This window comes from Pseudomonas sp. GW821-FHT10C09 (genome assembly GCF_059415465.1).
Genome location: NZ_JBWKNG010000013.1, coordinates 205,752 through 224,552 on the forward strand (window position 1 = coordinate 205,752; position 18,801 = coordinate 224,552).

An 18,801-nucleotide genomic window follows, 5' to 3' on the forward strand; every position below is an offset into this window, starting at 1 on the left:
GGAATAAGAAAGGACTTCATGAAACGTCTGCTGCTAACTGCGGTTCTCACCGTATTGATGATCGCCGAAGTTCACGCCGAGTCCTTCACTATCTCTGATATTCGCGTCAATGGCCTCCAGCGGGTCTCCGCGGGTAGCGTCTTTGGTGCTTTGCCGTTAAACGTCGGCGAACAGGCGGACGATCGTCGCCTGGTGGAATCCACTCGTGCTTTGTTCAAAACCGGGTTCTTTCAAGATATCCAGCTGGGCCGCGATGGCAACGTCCTGGTCATCACGGTAGTCGAGCGCCCATCGGTCGCCAGTATCGAGATCGAGGGTAACAAGGCGATCTCGACTGAAGACCTGATGAAGGGCCTCAAACAATCCGGTCTGGCCGAAGGCGAGATCTTCCAGCGTGCCACGCTCGAAGGTGTGCGTAACGAACTGCAGCGCCAATACGTCGCTCAGGGTCGCTACTCGGCCACCGTCGACACCGAAGTGGTACCGCAGCCACGTAACCGCGTCGGCTTGAAGGTCAACATCAACGAAGGCACCGTCGCTGCTATCCAGCACATCAACGTGGTGGGTAACACTGTCTTCCCTGACGAAGACCTGATCGACCTGTTCGAACTGAAGACCACCAACTGGCTGTCCTTCTTCAAGAATGACGACAAGTACGCCCGTGAAAAACTCTCCGGTGACCTGGAGCGTCTGCGTTCCTACTACCTGGACCGCGGCTATATCAATATGGATATCGCTTCGACCCAGGTATCGATTACTCCGGACAAAAAACACGTCTACATCACTGTCAACGTCAACGAAGGCGAGAAGTACACCGTTCGTGACGTCAAGCTGAGCGGCGACCTGAAAGTCCCTGAAGACCAGGTCAAGTCCTTGCTGCTGGTACAGAAAGGCCAGGTGTTCTCGCGCAAGCTGATGACCACCACCTCGGAATTGATCACTCGCCGCCTGGGTAACGAGGGTTACACCTTCGCCAACGTCAGCGGCGTGCCTCAGCCTCACGATGAAGACCACACCGTCGACATCACATTCGCTGTCGATCCGGGCAAACGTGCTTACGTCAACCGCATCAACTTCCGTGGCAACACCAAGTCCGAAGACGAAGTGCTGCGCCGCGAAATGCGTCAGATGGAAGGTGGCTGGGCTTCGACCTACCTGATCGATCAGTCCAAGACCCGTCTTGAACGTCTGGGCTTCTTTAAGGAAGTGAACGTCGAAACCCCGGCTGTACCGGGTGTCGATGACCAGGTTGACGTGAACTACAGCGTTGAAGAGCAGGCTTCCGGCTCGATCACTGCGAGTGTCGGTTTTGCACAAAGTGCCGGCCTGATCCTCGGTGGCTCGATCACCCAGAACAACTTCCTGGGTACTGGTAACAAGGTCAGCATCGGCTTGACCAAAAGCGAATACCAGAGCCGTTATAACTTCGGTTATGTCGACCCGTACTGGACTGCCGACGGCGTGAGCCTGGGCTACAACGCTTTCTATCGCACCACCGACTACAAAGACCTCGACGTCGACGTAGCAAGCTATGCCGTAGACAGCCTGGGCGCTGGCGTGAGCGTCGGTTACCCGATCAGCGAGACCTCGCGTCTGACCTTCGGCCTGACTGCACAGCAAGACAAGATCAAGACCGGTCAATACACCGTCGACGAAATCTTCGACTTCGTTAACCGTGAAGGCGACGAGTATCTGAACTTCAAGGCCTCGGCCGGCTGGTCTGAGTCCACCCTGAACAAAGGCGTGTTGGCGACCCGTGGTCATTCTCAAAGCCTGACGGCGGAAGTCACTACACCAGGTAGCGACCTGTCGTTCTTCAAGCTCGATTACCGTGGCCAGTTGTTCCAGCCATTGTCTGAGAACTACACCATGCGCCTGCACACTGAATTGGGTTATGGCGACGGTTACGGTTCGACCGATGGCTTGCCATTCTATGAAAACTACTATGCTGGTGGTTTCAACTCGGTTCGTGGCTTCAAGGACAGTACATTGGGCCCGCGTAGTACGCCGAGCCGTGGTCAAGGTTCTACCGGTAACCCGGGCACTCTGGCTGACCCGGATCAGGACCCGCTGCCGTTCGGTGGTAACGTCCTGATTCAAGGTGGTGCGGAGATTCTGTTCCCGCTGCCGTTCGTCAAGGATCAACGCTCCCTGCGTACCTCGGTATTCTGGGATGTGGGTAATGTGTTCGACTCCAAGTGCGAGCAGACGACCAACACCAATCCTGCGTCGAAGTCCAATACGCAGTGCAACGACATCAGCCTCAGCAACATGGCCAGTTCCGTCGGTGTAGGTGTGACATGGGTCACTGCGCTGGGTCCGCTGAGTTTCGCGCTGGCGATGCCAGTAAAAGAACCGGATAACGCTGAAACTCAAGTGTTCCAATTCTCTCTTGGTCAGACGTTCTAAGCGTCTGCCTCAAAATAATGACAATGGATTTTGTAGGGGTGCATCGTGCGTAAGTTGACTCAATTGGTTCTCCTCGCCACCGTACTGGTCGCAGGCCCGGCTTTTGCCGACATGAAAATCGCCGTTCTGAACTATCAGATGGCCCTGCTGGAATCCGACGCGGCCAAGAAATACGCCGTGGATGCCGAGAAGAAATTTGGTCCGCAACTGAGCAAGCTCAAGACGCTGGAAAGCAGCGCCAAAGGCATTCAGGACCGTCTGATGGCCGGTGGCGACAAGATGCAACAGGGCGAGCGTGAGCGTCTTGAACTCGAGTTCAAGCAAAAGGCCCGTGACTTCCAGTTCCAGTCCAAGGAGCTGAACGAAGCCAAAGCCGTTGCCGACCGTGAAATGCTGAAGCAGCTGAAGCCGAAACTGGACAGCGCTGTGGAAGAAGTCATCAAGAAAGGTGCTTTTGACCTGGTCTTCGAGCGTGGCGCAGTGATTGATGTCAAACCTCAGTACGACATCACTCGCCAGGTTATCGAGCGCATGAATCAGCTGAAGTAACTATGACAGCGACTATAAAACTCGGCCAGTTGGCCGAGTTCCTCGGCGCCACGCTACGTGGCGACCCGGAGAAAGAAATTACTGGGCTAGCCACTTTGCAAGAGGCTGGCCCAGCTCAGTTGAGCTTTCTCGCAAACCCTCAATACCGTAAATACCTGGCAGACAGCCGGGCCGCAGCCCTGTTGCTGAAGGCCGCTGATGCCGAAGGTTTTGCCGGTAATGCGCTGGTGGTGCCTGATCCGTATCTGGCCTACGCGCGTATTTCCCACCTGTTCGATCCAAAACCGAAAGCGGCTGCCGGTATTCATCCGACAGCCGTAGTGGCCGAGGACGCGGTGGTTGACCCGGCTGCGAGTATTGGTGCCTTTGCGGTGATCGAAAGCGCGGCACGCATTGCTGCCGGCGTGACCATCGGTGCGCATTGCTTCATCGGTGCCCGTTGCGAAATTGGCGAAGGCGGCTGGCTGGCCCCGCGGGTCACGCTGTACCACGACGTGCGCATCGGCAAGCGCGTGGTGATTCAGTCAGGTGCCGTACTCGGCGGCGAAGGCTTCGGCTTTGCCAACGAGAAAGGTGTCTGGCAGAAAATCGCCCAGATCGGTGGTGTGTTGGTCGGTGATGATGTGGAAATTGGCGTGAATACCGCTATCGACCGCGGCGCATTGGCCGATACCGTTCTCGGTAATGGCGTGAAGCTCGACAACCAGATCCAGATCGCCCACAACGTGCAGGTTGGTGATCACACCGCCATGGCCGCCTGTGTCGGGATCTCCGGCAGCACCAAAATCGGCAAGCATTGCATGCTCGCTGGCGGTGTCGGGCTGGTAGGGCACATCGAAATTTGCGACAACGTTTTCATCACCGGGATGACCATGGTGACCCATTCAATTACTGAAAAGGGCTCCTATTCTTCCGGTACGGCCATGCAGCCAGCAGCCGAATGGCGCAAAAGCGCGGCTCGCATCCGTCAGCTCGATGACATCGCGCGGCGTCTGCGACAGCTGGAAAAGCGTGTAGGGGAAGTGACCCCTGACGGTAATGCTTCATCAGATGGCTGATACCATTTCCATATCAAGCGTGCACAGCCGTTAGACTGCCTGCTTGATTTGCTAGAGGGGCGCGCGTCAGTCGCGCGCTCCCAATCTTTACATAGGCTTCCCCCCGAAATGATGGACATCAACGAGATTCGCGAATACCTGCCTCACCGTTACCCGTTCCTGCTGGTGGACCGGGTCGTGGATCTGGATGTGGAAGGCAAGCGCATTCGCGCCTACAAGAATGTCAGCATCAACGAACCGTTCTTCAATGGTCACTTCCCTGCGCATCCAATCATGCCGGGCGTACTGATCATCGAAGCGATGGCTCAGGCTGCCGGGATCCTTGGTTTCAAAATGCTCGACGTGAAACCGGCGGACGGCACCCTTTACTACTTCGTCGGCTCCGACAAGTTGCGCTTCCGTCAGCCGGTACTGCCGGGCGATCAGTTGATCCTTGAAGCCAAGTTCCTGAGCTGCAAGCGTCAGATCTGGAAGTTCGAATGCCAGGCTTCGGTCGACGGCAAGCCAGTCTGCTCCGCAGAAATCATCTGCGCGGAACGCAAACTATGAGTTTGATTGACCCTCGCGCAATCATCGATCCGACGGCCATCCTGGCCGACGACGTCGAGGTCGGCCCGTGGTCGATCGTCGGCGCAGGTGTGGAAATCGGCGAGGGAACAGTGATCGGGCCGCACGTGATTCTCAAAGGCCCGACCCGAATCGGTAAGCACAACCGCATCTACCAGTTTTCGTCGGTAGGTGAGGACACGCCCGATCTGAAATACAAAGGCGAAGAAACCCGTCTGGTCATCGGTGACCACAACGTCATCCGTGAAGGTGTGACGATTCACCGCGGGACCGTTCAGGATCGTTCGGAAACGACCTTGGGCGATCACAACCTGATCATGGCCTATGCCCATATCGGCCACGACAGCGTCATCGGCAACCACTGTATTCTGGTCAACAACACTGCGTTGGCCGGCCATGTGCACGTTGAAGACTGGGCGATCCTCTCCGGTTTCACGCTTGTTCACCAGTATTGCCACATTGGCGCCCACAGCTTCTCCGGCATGGGCACGGCCATTGGCAAGGACGTTCCAGCGTACGTCACCGTGTTTGGCAACCCAGCAGAAGCACGCAGCATGAACTTCGAAGGCATGCGTCGTCGTGGTTTCAGCGAAGACGCCATTCACGCGCTGCGTCGTGCCTACAAGGTGGTTTACCGCCAGGGCCTGACGGTCGAGCAAGCGCTCACCGAGCTGGCCGAACCTTCGGATCAGTTCCCGGAAGTCGCGGTGTTCCGTGATTCCATCCAGTCTTCGACTCGCGGCATCACCCGTTAATCATGGCTAATCTGCGTATTGCGCTGGTAGCGGGTGAGGCTTCCGGCGACATTCTGGGCGCGGGCCTCATGCGCGCACTCAAGGCTCAGCACCCGGCGGTGGAGTTCATCGGTGTCGGTGGTCCGCTGATGCAAGCCGAGGGCCTGACCTCGTATTTCCCGATGGAACGTCTTTCGGTCATGGGCCTGGTGGAAGTGCTCGGCCGATTGCGCGAGCTGATGGCGCGGCGCAAGAAACTGATCGCCGACCTGATCGCCGAGAAGCCGGACGTATTCATCGGTATCGATGCTCCGGACTTCAACCTCAATATCGAACTCAAGCTGCGGCAAGCCGGGATCAAGACCGTGCATTACGTCAGCCCGTCGGTGTGGGCATGGCGGCAGAAGCGCGTGCTGAAGATTCGCGAAGGCTGCGACCTGATGCTGACGCTGTTTCCGTTCGAAGCAAAATTTTATGAAGAAAAGGGCGTACCGGTACGGTTCGTCGGGCACTCCCTGGCCGATGCCATCCCGCTTGAGGCTGATCGCGCCGCCGCGCGTGCCGAACTTGATTTGCCGGACGGTCCGCTGGTTGCGCTGATGCCCGGCAGTCGCGGCGGCGAAGTGGGGCGGCTCGGTGCGTTGTTCCTCGACACCGCCCAGCGCCTGCGCGCCTTGCGTCCTGGCGTGCGTTTTGTCATGCCGTGCGCCAGCCCGGAGCGCCGTGCACAGCTTGAAGAGCTGCTGGCCGGCCGCGATCTGCCGCTGACCTTGCTCGATGGCAAATCGCATCTGGCCCTCGCCGCCTGCGACGCGGTGCTGATCGCTTCCGGTACCGCGACCCTTGAAGCGTTGCTGTACAAGCGGCCGATGGTGGTGGCTTATCGACTGGCGCCCCTGACGTTCTGGATTCTCAAGCGCATGGTGAAAAGCCCTTACGTGTCCTTGCCGAACCTGTTGGCCCAGCGCCTGTTGGTGCCCGAGTTGCTGCAGGATGACGCAACGGTCGAAGCCCTTGCTCAAACGCTTTCACCCTTGATCGAAGGTGGCGAGGAACAGACTCGCGGCTTCGACGAAATTCACCGTACCTTGCGTCTGGATGCCTCCAATCAGGCGGCGGACGCGGTACTGAACCTGATCGGCAAAACACAATGAGCAAAACCAGCATTCAGATGGGCCTGGACTTCACCCTGGTCGCCGAAGTCGAAGACCTCGTGGCCGGCGTCGACGAAGTCGGTCGCGGCCCACTGTGTGGTGCCGTGGTCACGGCAGCGGTGATCCTTGATCCAAACCGGCCGATCCTCGGCCTGAATGACTCAAAGAAACTCACCGAAGCCCGCCGCGAAAAGCTCTACGACGAAATCTGCGAAAAAGCCCTGAGCTGGTGCATCGCCCGGGCCGAAGTTGAGGAAATCGACGAACTGAACATTCTGCACGCCACCATGCTGGCGATGCAGCGCGCGATCGAAGGCCTGCACATCCAGCCGAAACTGGCGATGATCGACGGCAATCGTTGCCCGAAGCTGTCCATGCGCGCTGAAGCGGTGGTGCAGGGCGACGGCAAGGTTCCGGCCATTGCAGCGGCATCGATTCTGGCCAAGGTCAGCCGCGACCGCGAGATGGCGGCATTCGAACTGATTTACCCCGGTTACGGCATCGGCGGGCACAAAGGCTACCCGACGCCCGTTCATCTGGAAGCGCTGGCCCGGCTTGGCCCGACTCCGATTCACCGCCGCTCGTTCGCCCCGGTGCGTCTGGCGTACGAGGCGCGGGAAAGTCTGATCGAGAGTTAGTCGCAAGGCTGATGTTTTACGCAAGGCCCGGTACAATCCGGGCCTTGTTGTTTTCATGACATAACGCAGGATCACTATGCCGGCTTCATTCGTTCACCTACGCCTGCACACTGAATATTCCCTGGTCGACGGTCTGGTGCGGATCAAACCGCTGGTCAAGACACTGGTCGGCATGAACATGCCTGCCGTAGCGGTCACCGACCAGAACAACATGTGTTCCCTGGTCAAATTCTACAAAGCCGCCATGGGTGCCGGGATCAAGCCGATCTGCGGCGCCGACTTGTGGCTGTCGAACAAGGACCCGGACAACGCCCTGAGCCGGATCAGCCTGCTGGCCATGAACGCTGTCGGCTATCGCAACCTGACCGAACTGATTTCCCGTGGTTTCATCGACGGCCAGCGCAATGGCTCGGTGATCATCGAGCGCGAATGGGTCGCCGAAGCCAGCGAAGGCTTGATCATGCTGTCGGCGGCGAAAGAGGGCGAAATCGGCCTGGCCATGCTCAGTGGCAACCCGGCTGAAGCGGAAAACCTCGCGCGCGAATGGATGGCGGTGTTCCCGGATCGTTTCTACCTGGAAATCCAGCGCACCAATCGCCCCAACGATGAAGAGCAGTTGCACGGTGCCGTGGCCCTGGCCGAGAAAATCGGCGCGCCACTGGTCGCAACCAACGATGTGCGTTTCATCAAGCAGGAAGACTTCGCCGCTCACGAAACCCGCGTGTGCATCGGTGAGGGCCGCGCCCTCGACGATCCGCGGCGTTCGAAGAATTACAGCGATCAGCAATACCTCAAAAGCGCCGAGGAAATGGCCGAGCTGTTCAGTGACTTGCCCGAGGCGCTGGAAAACACCGTCGAAATCGCCAAGCGCTGCAACATCGAAGTGAAGCTGGGCAAGCACTTCCTGCCCAACTTCCCGATTCCCGATGGCATGACCATCGATGAATATTTCCGCAAAGTGTCGTTCGATGGCCTGGAAGATCGCCTGACCGTTCTGCTGCCCAAAGACACCACGGAAGACTACGAGGCCAAGCGTCAGGTCTACGTCGACCGGCTGAATTTCGAGCTGGATATCATCATCCAGATGGGGTTCCCCGGTTACTTCCTGATCGTGATGGACTTTATCCAGTGGGCCAAGAGCAACGGCGTGCCGGTAGGTCCGGGCCGGGGGTCGGGTGCCGGGTCGCTGGTGGCCTATGTACAGAAGATCACCGACCTCGATCCGCTGGAATATGACCTGCTGTTCGAACGTTTCCTCAACCCGGAACGGGTATCGATGCCCGACTTCGACGTCGACTTCTGCATGGACGGTCGCGATCGGGTGATTGAATACGTGGCCGAGAAATACGGTCGCAATGCGGTTAGCCAGATCATCACCTTCGGTTCCATGGCGGCCAAGGCTGTGGTCCGGGACGTGGCGCGGGTGCAGGGCAAGTCCTACGGCCTGGCGGATCGTCTGTCGAAGATGATTCCGTTCGAAGTCGGCATGACCCTGGAAAAGGCCTATGAGCAGGAAGAGATCCTGCGTGACTTCATCAAGGTCGATGAAGAAGCCGCCGAAATCTGGGAGATGGCCCGCAAGCTCGAAGGCGTTGTGCGTAACGTCGGTAAACACGCCGGTGGTGTGGTTATCGCGCCGACCAAACTGACCGACTTCTCGCCGATCTATTGCGACGAGGCCGGTGACGGCCTGGTGACCCAGTTCGACAAGGATGACGTCGAGGCCGCCGGTCTGGTGAAGTTCGACTTCCTCGGCCTGCGAACCCTGACGGTTATCGACTGGGCGCTGAAAACCATCAACCGCGACCGCGCCAAGGTCGATCAGCCGCCTCTGGACATTGCGTTCATTCCGCTGGACGACAAGCCTACCTACACGCTGCTGCAAAAAGCCGAAACCACGGCGGTGTTCCAGCTCGAATCCCGCGGCATGAAGGAGCTGATCAAGAAGCTCAAGCCCGACTGCCTGGAAGACTTGATCGCACTGGTGGCCCTGTTCCGTCCGGGCCCGTTGCAATCGGGCATGGTGGATGACTTCATCAACCGTAAGCACGGTCGCGCCGAACTTGCGTACCCGCACTCGGATTACCAGTACGAAGGCCTCAAGCCGGTACTGGCACCGACTTACGGCATCATCCTGTATCAGGAACAGGTGATGCAGATTGCCCAGGTCATGGCCGGTTACACCCTCGGTGGTGCGGACATGCTGCGTCGGGCCATGGGTAAGAAAAAGCCCGAAGAAATGGCCAAGCAGCGCGGCGGTTTCATTGAAGGTTGTGCGACCAACAACATCGATGCGGACCTTGCCGGTAACATTTTCGACCTGGTAGAGAAATTCGCCGGTTACGGCTTCAACAAATCCCACTCCGCGGCGTACGGCCTGGTGTCGTACCAGACCGCGTGGCTGAAAACGCATTACCCGGCGCCGTTCATGGCGGCGGTGCTGTCGGCAGACATGCACAACACCGACAAGGTCGTGACCTTGATCGAGGAAATTCGCAGCATGAAGCTGCGTCTCGACGCGCCGGATGTGAATGCCTCCGAGTTCAAGTTCACGGTGAATGACGAAGGCCGGATCATTTACGGCCTCGGTGCGATCAAGGGTGTTGGCGAAGGCCCGGTGGAGGCGATCACTGAGGCGCGCCAGGACGGTCCGTTCAAGGATCTGTTCGATTTCTGCGCCCGTGTCGATCTCAAGCGGATCAACAAACGTACCCTCGACGGTTTGATCCGCAGCGGTGCGCTGGATCGTCTGGGGCCTTATTTCCATGACGAGCCGAAGGCCTATCAAGCGAGCATCGACCAGAATCGCGCGGTGCTGTTGGCGGCGATGGAAGGGGCGATCAAGGCGGCCGAACAAACCGCACGTACCCAGGACAGTGGCCATGCCGACCTGTTCGGCGGGTTGTTTGTCGAGGAAGACGCGGACGTCTACGCCAGTCATCGCAAAGCCAAGGAACTGACGCTCAAGGAGCGGCTGAAAGGGGAGAAAGACACCCTGGGCCTGTACCTGACCGGTCACCCGATTGACGAATACGAAGGTGAAATCCGTCGCTTTGCCCGTCAGCGCATCATCGATTTGAAGCCAGCGCGCGATACCCAGACCGTCGCCGGCATGATCATCGCCCTGCGCGTGATGAAGAACAAAAAGGGCGACAAGATGGGCTTCATCACCCTCGATGACCGCTCCGGACGGATCGAGGCGTCGCTGTTTGCCGAGGCGTTCCATACCGCGCAGTCGCTGTTGCAGACGGATGCGATGGTCGTGGTCGAAGGCGAGGTCAGCAATGACGACTTCTCCGGCGGCCTGAAGCTGCGGGTCAAGCGCGTGATGAGCATGGAAGATGCGCGCACCAACCTTGCCGAAAGCCTGCGCCTGAAGTTGCAGACCAAGGATTTGAAAGGCGATCAGCTACGCTGGTTGGGTGAATTGTTCAAGCGCCATCGCGGCGCATGCCCGATCACCATGGAGTACACGAGCCCCGATGCAAAGGCCTTGCTGCAGTTTGGCGAGACCTGGCGAATCGATCCGGCGGATGCGTTGATTCAAGCCTTGCGTGACCAGTTCGGGCGAGACAACGTCTTCCTCCAATACCGTTGACGGTCAGGTGCCTTCTGTACTCCCTGATCTCGACCTGAATTTTTAATCTCGACCTGAACGCGCCTCTCCCTTAAGGTAGGGCGCGAATAGACAACCGGCCGGCCCAAGCTCTCTTGGACGTCGACCCAAGACGGACGCCTATGAACCCGAATTTTCTAGATTTCGAACAGCCGATCGCCGACCTGCAAGCCAAGATCGAAGAGTTGCGCTTGGTCGGTAACGACAATTCGCTGAATATCGGCGATGAGATCTCCCGCCTGCAGGACAAAAGCAGCACGCTGACCGAAGACATCTTCGCCAAGCTGACCAGCTGGCAGATCGCACGTCTGGCGCGTCACCCGAAACGTCCTTATACCCTGGACTACATCGAACACATCTTCACCGAGTTCGATGAGCTGCACGGTGACCGTCACTTCTCCGATGACGCTGCCATCGTCGGCGGCATTGCCCGTCTGGACGACCAGCCGGTGATGATCATCGGTCACCAGAAAGGCCGTGAAGTGCGCGAGAAAGTTCGCCGCAACTTCGGCATGCCGCGTCCGGAAGGCTACCGCAAGGCGTGCCGCCTGATGGAAATGGCCGAACGCTTCAAAATGCCGATCCTGACCTTCATCGACACCCCGGGCGCTTACCCTGGTATCGACGCTGAAGAGCGTAACCAGAGCGAAGCGATTGCCTGGAACCTGCGTGTCATGTCGCGTCTGAAAACCCCGATCATCGCCACCGTAATTGGTGAAGGTGGTTCTGGTGGTGCTTTGGCTATCGGCGTTTGCGACCAGCTGAACATGCTTCAGTATTCGACTTACGCGGTGATCTCGCCGGAAGGTTGCGCCTCGATTCTGTGGAAAACCGCCGAGAAAGCCCCGGACGCCGCTGAAGCCATGGGCATTACCGCCGAGCGCCTGAAAGGCCTGGGTATCGTGGACAAGGTGATCGGCGAGCCATTGGGCGGTGCACACCGTGACCCGGCCGCTGCGGCCGCCTCGATCCGTGCCGAGCTGAGCTCGCAACTGGCGATGCTGAAGAAGTTCGACAACGACGCGCTGCTGGCTCGTCGTTACGCGCGACTGATGAGCTACGGTCTCTGATCTGACGCTGCTTCGACAAACGACGCAAAACCATTGTGGGAGCGAGCCTGCTCGCGAAAGCGGTATAACAGTCAACAAGTGGGTTGAATGTTAAGCAGCCTTCGCGAGCAGGCTCGCTCCCACATTGGGTCTATGTGAAGCGACTGATATCTATGAATCCTTCAAAGTTTGATCTGCCTGCCAGACTTCTGCTGAATCTGGCCCCTTGGCGCAATGCCAAAACCTGGCGCATCGCCTTCTCCGGTGGTCTCGACTCCACCGTCCTGCTGCACCTTCTTGCCGACCTGGCAAAAACACAATCCCTGCCGGTGCTCAGCGCCATTCATGTCCATCACGGCCTTCAGCCTGCGGCGGATACGTGGCCGGCACACTGCCAGTCCGTCTGTGATGCCTTGAGTGTGCCGCTACACGTCGTTCATGTTCAGGTTCAACCCGGCGCCAGCCTCGAACGTGCCGCCCGGGATGCGCGCTATGGCGCATTCGTTGAAGCCACTCAGGCCAATGAACTGCTGCTGACCGCCCAGCACCGAGACGATCAGGCGGAAACCCTGTTGTTTCGGCTGTTGCGCGGGGCCGGGGTGAGAGGTTTGTCGGGGATGCCGAGTGCGCGGCCGTTGGGTCGGGGCCATCTGCTGCGGCCCCTGCTGGACGTGAGTCGCGCCGAACTTGAAGCCTATGCGGCAGAACATAAAATGAATTGGATCGAAGACCCTTCGAACCAGGATCGGCAATTTTCGCGCAACTACCTGCGACATCAGGTGTTCCCGGTATTGACCGAGCGCTGGCCGCAAGCGATGGCGACCATGGCTCGCAGCGCTGCGCACTTGAGCGAAGCGCAGGCCTTGCTGGATGAGCTGGCGCACATCGATCTGGCCGAAGCGACGACGGTCAATGAATTCGACTGGCTGGGCGTGCCCTCTCTGGAGCTCGCTGCTCTTTTACACCGCTCTGCCGCTCGCCAACGCAATGCGCTAAGCCATTGGCTCGCAGCGCGGACCCGTTTGCCGGACAGCGACCATTGGTCGGGTTGGGAAGATTTGCGCGACGCCACCGGTGATGCGCGTCCGGTCTGGCGGTTGGCGGATGGCGAGCTGCATCGGTCGGCCGGGCGTATCTGGTGGCTGTCGGGCTGTTGGCTACGCAATCCGTCGCGTGCTGTGCATTGGGCTGATCCTGCGAAGCCGCTGGAGTTGCCGGAAAATGGTCTGCTCACGCTCACCGGGCAAATCCCCGATGGCCCGCTGCAAATCCGCTATCGTGAGGGAGGTGAGGTCATGCATTTAGCTGATCGCGGCCACCGCGACCTCAAGCGTTTGCTCAATGAACGCGGGGTTCCGGCCTTCGCCCGTGGCAGATTGCCGCTGCTCTGTCGCGGCGAGCAATTGCTGGCAGTGGCCAGCGTGCAGGGCTTGAATGGCAGTGGGCAGGACGGCTGGCATTTGCATTGGCAGCCACCTGGCGAAGATCAAGGTTTGAGCTGAAAGGGGCTTTCCGGTAGACTACGCTCCCTTCTTGATACAACTTCTGTGGATTCGCCTGAATTGCAGGAGTTGCCGATTACCAAGCAGTCTTTGCTGGGCGATTCCAAAAAATGTGTAGCGAGCAACGTACCGGTGTTTCATCTGCCGGTCTGTCCCAACGCGGCGGTTTTTTTGAAAGGTGCACTGTGATTAATGCAGGTGATCGGGGGCTTCGGCCTTCCTTCGCTTTCCCCGGCGGCTCGGACCGCTTTAACGCAGACTTCTAGGGTTTTTCATGACGCGCTACATATTCGTCACGGGCGGTGTTGTTTCTTCATTGGGGAAAGGCATCGCATCGGCTTCATTGGCGGCCATCCTGGAGGCGCGGGGACTTAAGGTCACCATGCTGAAGCTGGACCCGTACATCAACGTTGACCCGGGCACCATGAGCCCGTTCCAGCACGGTGAAGTGTTCGTCACCCACGACGGCGCCGAGACCGACCTGGACCTGGGCCACTACGAGCGGTTCATCCGCACGACCATGACCCAGAACAACAACTTCACCACCGGCCGTGTCTACGAACACGTGCTGCGCAAAGAGCGCCGTGGTGATTACCTGGGCGCAACCATCCAGGTGATCCCGCACATCACCGACGAAATCAAGCGCCGGATCATCAAGGGCGCCGGCGATGCCGACGTGGCGATGGTCGAGATCGGTGGCACCGTGGGTGACATCGAGTCGCAACCGTTCCTGGAAGCGATCCGCCAACTGCGTTTCGAAGTCGGCGCCAAGCGCGCGATGCTGATGCACCTGACACTGGTGCCGTACATCGCCACTGCCGGCGAAACCAAAACCAAGCCGACCCAGCACTCGGTCAAGGAACTTCGTTCCATTGGCCTGCAGCCGGACGTGCTGGTTTGCCGTTCCGATCACCCGATCGACATTTCTTCGCGCCGCAAGATCGCGCAGTTCACCAACGTTGAAGAACGTGCGGTGATCGCGCTGGAAGACGCCGACACCATCTACAAGATCCCGGGCATCCTGCACTCCCAGGGCCTGGATGATTTCGTCGTCGAGCGTTTCGGCCTGCAATGCGGCAGCGCTGACCTCTCCGAGTGGGAAGCGGTGGTTGACGCCAAGCTGAACCCGGAGCACGAAGTGACCATCGCGATGGTCGGCAAGTACATGGAACTGCTGGATGCCTACAAGTCGCTGATCGAAGCGATGAGTCACGCCGGCATCAGCAACCGCACCAAGGTCAACCTGCGCTACATCGATTCCGAAGACATCGAAAACCAGGGCACCGCGCTGCTGGAAGGTGTTGACGCGATCCTCGTACCGGGCGGCTTCGGTCTGCGTGGCGTGGAAGGCAAGATCACCGCCGTTCAATACGCTCGCGAAAACAAGGTTCCGTACCTGGGCATCTGCCTGGGCATGCAAGTGGCCGTGATCGAGTTCGCTCGTAACGTGCTGGGCTGGAAAGACGCCAACTCCACCGAGTTCGATCGTGCCAGCGGCCATCCGGTCGTGGGCCTGATCACCGAGTGGGAAGACGCTACCGGCGCGGTCGAAACCCGTACCGAATCGTCCGACCTGGGCGGCACCATGCGCCTCGGCGCTCAGGATTGCCTGCTGGAGCCGGGTTCGCTGGTACACGACTGCTACGCCAAAGACGTCATCGTCGAGCGTCACCGTCACCGCTACGAAGTGAACAACAACCTGCTGCCGCAGATCATGGAAGCCGGCCTGAAAATTTCCGGTCGTTCCGGTGATGGCGCGCTGGTTGAAGTGGTCGAAGCCCCGGATCATCCATGGTTCGTCGCTTGCCAGTTCCACCCTGAGTTCACCTCGACGCCACGCGACGGTCACCCGTTGTTCAGCGGTTTCGTTAAAGCAGCATTGATTCAACACCAGAAGAAGGCATAAATCTGATGGCGCAGAAGATCATCCGCGTAGGCGATATCGAGATTGCCAACGACAAGCCAATGGTGCTTTTCGGTGGCATGAACGTGCTGGAAAGCCGCGACATGGCGATGCAGGTCTGCGAAGAGTATGTGAAGGTTACCGAGAAACTCGGTATCCCTTATGTGTTCAAGGCCAGCTTCGACAAGGCCAACCGTTCCTCCGTGACCTCTTACCGTGGCCCCGGCCTGGAAGAGGGCATGCGGATTTTCCAGGACATCAAGCAAGCCTTCGGCGTGCCGATCATCACCGACGTCCACGAGCCTGACCAGGCCGCGGTCGTCGCTGAAGTCTGCGACATCATTCAGTTGCCGGCCTTCCTGTCGCGCCAGACCGACCTCGTGGTCGCGATGGCCAAGACTGGCGCGGTGATCAACATCAAGAAAGCCCAGTTCCTCGCACCGCACGAGATGAAACACATCCTGAGCAAGTGCGTGGAAGCGGGCAACGATCAGTTGATCCTCTGCGAACGCGGTTCGAGCTTCGGCTACAACAACCTGGTCGTCGACATGCTCGGCTTCGGCATCATGAAGCAGTTCGAATACCCGGTGTTCTTCGATGTGACCCACGCGCTGCAAATGCCCGGTGGTCGCTCGGATTCCGCCGGTGGTCGTCGTGCCCAGGTGACGGACCTGGCCAAGGCAGGCATGAGCCAGTCGCTGGCCGGCCTGTTCCTCGAAGCCCACCCGGACCCGGACAACGCCAAATGCGACGGCCCTTGCGCCTTGCGTCTGGACAAACTGGAGCCATTTCTGGCCCAGCTCAAAGCGTTGGACGAACTGGTGAAGAGTTTTCCGACGGTAGAAACCGCGTAAACCTCAATTCTCCGGTAAAGTACCGCACGATTTGTTGCTCAGGCCCTCGGGCCTGAGCCTTATCGTCCGCAAGTCTGCCCGCTGCACCTCACTTGCCGACGGTAAAAGATTTCCTCTAGCTGCGTCGTTTTCGTCAACTTTGGAGTGTTTACAACAATGGCAAAAATCGTCGACATCAAAGGTCGTGAAGTTCTCGACTCCCGTGGCAATCCCACCGTGGAAGCGGACGTGCTTCTCGATAACGGCATCATCGGCAGCGCCTGCGCGCCGTCCGGTGCTTCCACTGGCTCGCGTGAAGCACTCGAGCTGCGTGATGGCGACAAGAGCCGTTACCTGGGCAAGGGCGTTCTGAAGGCCGTGGCCAACATCAACGGTCCGATCCGTGACCTGTTGAAAGGCATGGATCCAAGCGACCAGAAAGCGCTGGATCACGCGATGATCAAGCTCGACGGTACCGAAAACAAAGGCTCCCTGGGCGCCAACGCGATCCTCGCCGTTTCCCTGGCTGCGGCCAAGGCAGCAGCACAGGACCAGGACCTGCCGCTGTACGCTCACATCGCCAACCTGAACGGCACCCCGGGTGTTTACTCGATGCCGGTTCCGATGATGAACATCATCAACGGTGGCGAGCACGCCGATAACAACGTCGACATCCAGGAATTCATGGTTCAGCCGGTTGGCGCCAAGTCTTTCTCGGAAGGCCTGCGCATGGGCACCGAAATTTTCCATCACCTCAAAGCTGTGCTGAAGGCCCGTGGCCTGAGCACTGCTGTCGGTGACGAAGGTGGTTTCGCACCGAACCTGGCTTCCAACGAAGACGCTTTGAAAGTGATCTCCGAAGCCGTGGCCAACGCCGGTTACAAGCTGGGCACCGACGTGACCCTGGCGCTGGACTGCGCGGCGAGCGAGTTCTACGAAGACGGTAAATACAATCTGTCTGGCGAAGGCCAGGTGTTCACCGCCGAAGGTTTCGCTGACTACCTGAAAGGCCTGACCGAGCGCTATCCGATCATCTCGATCGAAGACGGCCTGGACGAGTCCGACTGGGCAGGCTGGAAAATCCTCACCGACAAAATCGGCGAGAAGGTTCAACTGGTAGGCGACGACCTGTTCGTGACCAACACCAAGATCCTGAAAGAAGGCATCGATAAAAAGATCGCCAACTCGATCCTGATCAAGTTCAACCAGATCGGCACCCTGACCGAAACCCTGGAAGCCATCCAGATGGCCAAGGCCGCTGGTTACACCGCCGTGATCTCGCACCGCTCCGGCGAAACCGAAGATTCGACCATCGCCGACCTGGCTGTGGGCACCTCGGCTGGCCAGATCAAGACCGGTTCCCTGTGCCGTTCCGATCGCGTATCCAAGTACAACCAACTGCTGCGTATCGAAGAGCAGTTGAATGGCAAAGCCAAGTACAACGGCCGCAGCGAGTTCCGCGGTTAATTGCTACATGGTAAAAAGACACCGGATTGTGTCGGAAAAGTCGCTACAGCGATGAATTTGCCACTAATCTGATGCCTTATAAGCACAAGCCTGGTTCTTCCAGGCTTCGTGCTATCAGAAGCTTCAATGTTTTTGCATGGCTGTCTTTTTTCACTGGAAACCTGATATTCGATGCGCAGTCCCAATTGGTTGTTCCTCGTCTTGCTCTTGTTGCTGGCTGGCCTGCAATACCGCCTGTGGGTGGGTAATGGCAGTCTGGCGCAAGTGGCTGAGCTGACTCAGCAGATCAAGGATCAACAGGCTGAGAATGAAGGGTTGCTGGAGCGCAATCGGGTCATGGACGCCGAAGTCGGCGAGTTGAAAAAAGGCATGGAGACCGTCGAAGAGCGGGCTCGCCATGAGTTGGGCATGGTCAAGGACGGTGAAACCCTTTACCAGTTGGCTCGATGAATTCCCCGTTACCGGCCTTCTGGGCCGTGATTCCTGCCGCGGGCGTCGGTGCCCGTATGGCCGCAGACCGTCCCAAGCAATACTTGCAACTGGGCGGGCGCACTATTCTCGAACACAGCCTTGGCTGTTTCCTTGATCACCCGACCCTGAAAGGGTTAGTGGTCAGTCTTGCTGTTGACGATCCTTACTGGCCAAACCTGGCCTGTGTTGGCGATTCGCGAATTCAGCGGGTTGACGGCGGCGCCGAGCGTTCCGGGTCGGTGCTGAATGCGTTGCTGCATTTGCATGCGTTGGGCGCTGATGATGAAGACTGGGTGTTGGTCCACGATGCTGCGCGCCCGAATCTGAGTCGTGATGATCTGGACAAGTTGCTGAGTGAATTGGCAGATGATCCGGTCGGCGGGTTGCTGGCGGTTCCGGCGCGCGACACCCTCAAGCGGGTCGACAAGCATGGGCGTGTGGTTGAAACCGTGGATCGCAGCGTGATTTGGCAGGCTTATACGCCGCAGATGTTTCGCCTTGGCGCCTTGCATCGGGCGCTGGCTGACAGTCTGGTGGCTGATGCGGTTATCACTGACGAAGCGTCGGCGATGGAGTGGTCCGGTTTGGCGCCGCGCCTGATTGAAGGTCGATCCGATAATCTCAAGGTTACGCGTCCCGAAGACCTCGAATGGCTTCGTCAGCGCTGGGCTAATCGCCGCTGACTGCTGTGGTGTCTGGCAGATTGCTTTCGCGAGCAGGCTCGCTCCCACATTGTTTTGCGCTGCCCACTTTTTCAGTGTTCGCCATCGATCCACTGTGGGAGATTCTATGGTTGAGGGGAAGCCCTCAACTGGTTTTCGATTGGTATTCGCTCTGCCCGTTCAGCAGGG

At 58.6% G+C, this 18,801-nt stretch carries 15 protein-coding genes; all 15 read left to right on the top strand.

What is annotated here, in order from left to right; translation table 11 throughout:
* Window positions 1-18: 18 nt before the first annotated feature.
* The 15 genes from bamA to ispD all read left to right on the top strand — a co-directional run bounded on the left by bamA (window position 19) and on the right by ispD (window position 18,633).
* The gene (bamA, locus tag AC07N8_RS15755; RefSeq protein WP_123433704.1) at window positions 19-2,409 is read left to right on the top strand and encodes an outer membrane protein assembly factor BamA; all 2,391 of its coding nucleotides are present in this window, start codon (window positions 19-21) and stop codon (window positions 2,407-2,409) included.
* A 45-nt stretch (window positions 2,410-2,454) separates the two neighbouring features.
* The gene (locus tag AC07N8_RS15760) at window positions 2,455-2,958 is read left to right on the top strand and encodes an OmpH/Skp family outer membrane protein (protein WP_010462812.1); all 504 of its coding nucleotides are present in this window, start codon (window positions 2,455-2,457) and stop codon (window positions 2,956-2,958) included.
* A gap of 2 nt (window positions 2,959-2,960) precedes the next feature.
* Window positions 2,961-4,016, top strand: coding sequence for a UDP-3-O-(3-hydroxymyristoyl)glucosamine N-acyltransferase (lpxD, locus tag AC07N8_RS15765; protein WP_493144325.1), 1,056 nt, complete (start codon window positions 2,961-2,963; stop codon window positions 4,014-4,016).
* 108 nt (window positions 4,017-4,124) lie between these two features.
* Window positions 4,125-4,565, top strand: a complete 441-nt coding sequence (fabZ, locus tag AC07N8_RS15770) for a 3-hydroxyacyl-ACP dehydratase FabZ (RefSeq protein ID WP_007907157.1) — start codon at window positions 4,125-4,127, stop codon at window positions 4,563-4,565.
* Window positions 4,562-5,338 carry an acyl-ACP--UDP-N-acetylglucosamine O-acyltransferase gene (gene lpxA / locus AC07N8_RS15775; protein WP_027924980.1) on the top strand — a complete coding sequence of 259 codons (777 nt, stop codon included), beginning with the start codon at window positions 4,562-4,564 and terminating at the stop codon, window positions 5,336-5,338. The genes fabZ and lpxA overlap by 4 nt, the downstream gene beginning before the upstream one ends.
* Window positions 5,339-5,340: 2 nt before the next feature.
* A complete protein-coding gene (lpxB, locus tag AC07N8_RS15780; protein ID WP_140666339.1) occupies window positions 5,341-6,471 on the top strand; it encodes a lipid-A-disaccharide synthase in 1,131 nt (376 codons plus the stop codon).
* 11 nt (window positions 6,472-6,482) lie between these two features.
* Window positions 6,483-7,109, top strand: a complete 627-nt coding sequence (rnhB, locus tag AC07N8_RS15785) for a ribonuclease HII (RefSeq protein ID WP_017336711.1) — start codon at window positions 6,483-6,485, stop codon at window positions 7,107-7,109.
* A 76-nt stretch (window positions 7,110-7,185) separates the two neighbouring features.
* Window positions 7,186-10,707: a DNA polymerase III subunit alpha gene (gene dnaE / locus AC07N8_RS15790; RefSeq protein ID WP_483840455.1), complete on the top strand. Its 3,522-nt coding sequence runs from the start codon at window positions 7,186-7,188 to the stop codon at window positions 10,705-10,707.
* A gap of 140 nt (window positions 10,708-10,847) precedes the next feature.
* Window positions 10,848-11,795 (top strand): acetyl-CoA carboxylase carboxyltransferase subunit alpha, encoded by a 948-nt coding sequence (locus tag AC07N8_RS15795; RefSeq protein ID WP_483840456.1) that lies wholly within the window; start codon window positions 10,848-10,850, stop codon window positions 11,793-11,795.
* 152 nt (window positions 11,796-11,947) lie between these two features.
* Window positions 11,948-13,276, top strand: a complete 1,329-nt coding sequence (tilS, locus tag AC07N8_RS15800; protein WP_493144322.1) for a tRNA lysidine(34) synthetase TilS — start codon at window positions 11,948-11,950, stop codon at window positions 13,274-13,276.
* A 274-nt stretch (window positions 13,277-13,550) separates the two neighbouring features.
* Window positions 13,551-15,182 carry a CTP synthase gene (gene pyrG, locus AC07N8_RS15805; RefSeq protein WP_046029209.1) on the top strand — a complete coding sequence of 544 codons (1,632 nt, stop codon included), beginning with the start codon at window positions 13,551-13,553 and terminating at the stop codon, window positions 15,180-15,182.
* Window positions 15,183-15,187: 5 nt separating this feature from the next.
* The gene (gene kdsA / locus AC07N8_RS15810) at window positions 15,188-16,033 is read left to right on the top strand and encodes a 3-deoxy-8-phosphooctulonate synthase (protein WP_007949350.1); all 846 of its coding nucleotides are present in this window, start codon (window positions 15,188-15,190) and stop codon (window positions 16,031-16,033) included.
* Between the two features lie 156 nt (window positions 16,034-16,189).
* Window positions 16,190-17,479, top strand: coding sequence for a phosphopyruvate hydratase (eno, locus tag AC07N8_RS15815; RefSeq protein WP_452625136.1), 1,290 nt, complete (start codon window positions 16,190-16,192; stop codon window positions 17,477-17,479).
* 171 nt (window positions 17,480-17,650) lie between these two features.
* Window positions 17,651-17,929 carry a cell division protein FtsB gene (gene ftsB, locus AC07N8_RS15820; protein WP_027924988.1) on the top strand — a complete coding sequence of 93 codons (279 nt, stop codon included), beginning with the start codon at window positions 17,651-17,653 and terminating at the stop codon, window positions 17,927-17,929.
* The gene (gene ispD / locus AC07N8_RS15825) at window positions 17,926-18,633 is read left to right on the top strand and encodes a 2-C-methyl-D-erythritol 4-phosphate cytidylyltransferase (RefSeq protein ID WP_493144318.1); all 708 of its coding nucleotides are present in this window, start codon (window positions 17,926-17,928) and stop codon (window positions 18,631-18,633) included. Before ftsB ends, ispD begins: the two co-directional genes overlap by 4 nt.
* Window positions 18,634-18,801 lie beyond the last annotated feature (168 nt).

What these genes read in the sequence shown, in the direction of transcription:
- bamA (WP_123433704.1), top strand. Translation starts at nt 19, where the DNA reads ATGAAACGTCTGCTGCTAACTGCGGTTCTCACCGTATTGATGATCGCC.
- lpxD (WP_493144325.1), top strand. Translation starts at nt 2,961, where the DNA reads ATGACAGCGACTATAAAACTCGGCCAGTTGGCCGAGTTCCTCGGCGCC.
- fabZ (WP_007907157.1), top strand. Translation starts at nt 4,125, where the DNA reads ATGATGGACATCAACGAGATTCGCGAATACCTGCCTCACCGTTACCCG.
- lpxA (WP_027924980.1), top strand. Translation starts at nt 4,562, where the DNA reads ATGAGTTTGATTGACCCTCGCGCAATCATCGATCCGACGGCCATCCTG.
- lpxB (WP_140666339.1), top strand. Translation starts at nt 5,341, where the DNA reads ATGGCTAATCTGCGTATTGCGCTGGTAGCGGGTGAGGCTTCCGGCGAC.
- dnaE (WP_483840455.1), top strand. Translation starts at nt 7,186, where the DNA reads ATGCCGGCTTCATTCGTTCACCTACGCCTGCACACTGAATATTCCCTG.
- AC07N8_RS15795 (WP_483840456.1), top strand. Translation starts at nt 10,848, where the DNA reads ATGAACCCGAATTTTCTAGATTTCGAACAGCCGATCGCCGACCTGCAA.
- tilS (WP_493144322.1), top strand. Translation starts at nt 11,948, where the DNA reads ATGAATCCTTCAAAGTTTGATCTGCCTGCCAGACTTCTGCTGAATCTG.
- pyrG (WP_046029209.1), top strand. Translation starts at nt 13,551, where the DNA reads ATGACGCGCTACATATTCGTCACGGGCGGTGTTGTTTCTTCATTGGGG.
- kdsA (WP_007949350.1), top strand. Translation starts at nt 15,188, where the DNA reads ATGGCGCAGAAGATCATCCGCGTAGGCGATATCGAGATTGCCAACGAC.
- eno (WP_452625136.1), top strand. Translation starts at nt 16,190, where the DNA reads ATGGCAAAAATCGTCGACATCAAAGGTCGTGAAGTTCTCGACTCCCGT.
- ftsB (WP_027924988.1), top strand. Translation starts at nt 17,651, where the DNA reads ATGCGCAGTCCCAATTGGTTGTTCCTCGTCTTGCTCTTGTTGCTGGCT.
- ispD (WP_493144318.1), top strand. Translation starts at nt 17,926, where the DNA reads ATGAATTCCCCGTTACCGGCCTTCTGGGCCGTGATTCCTGCCGCGGGC.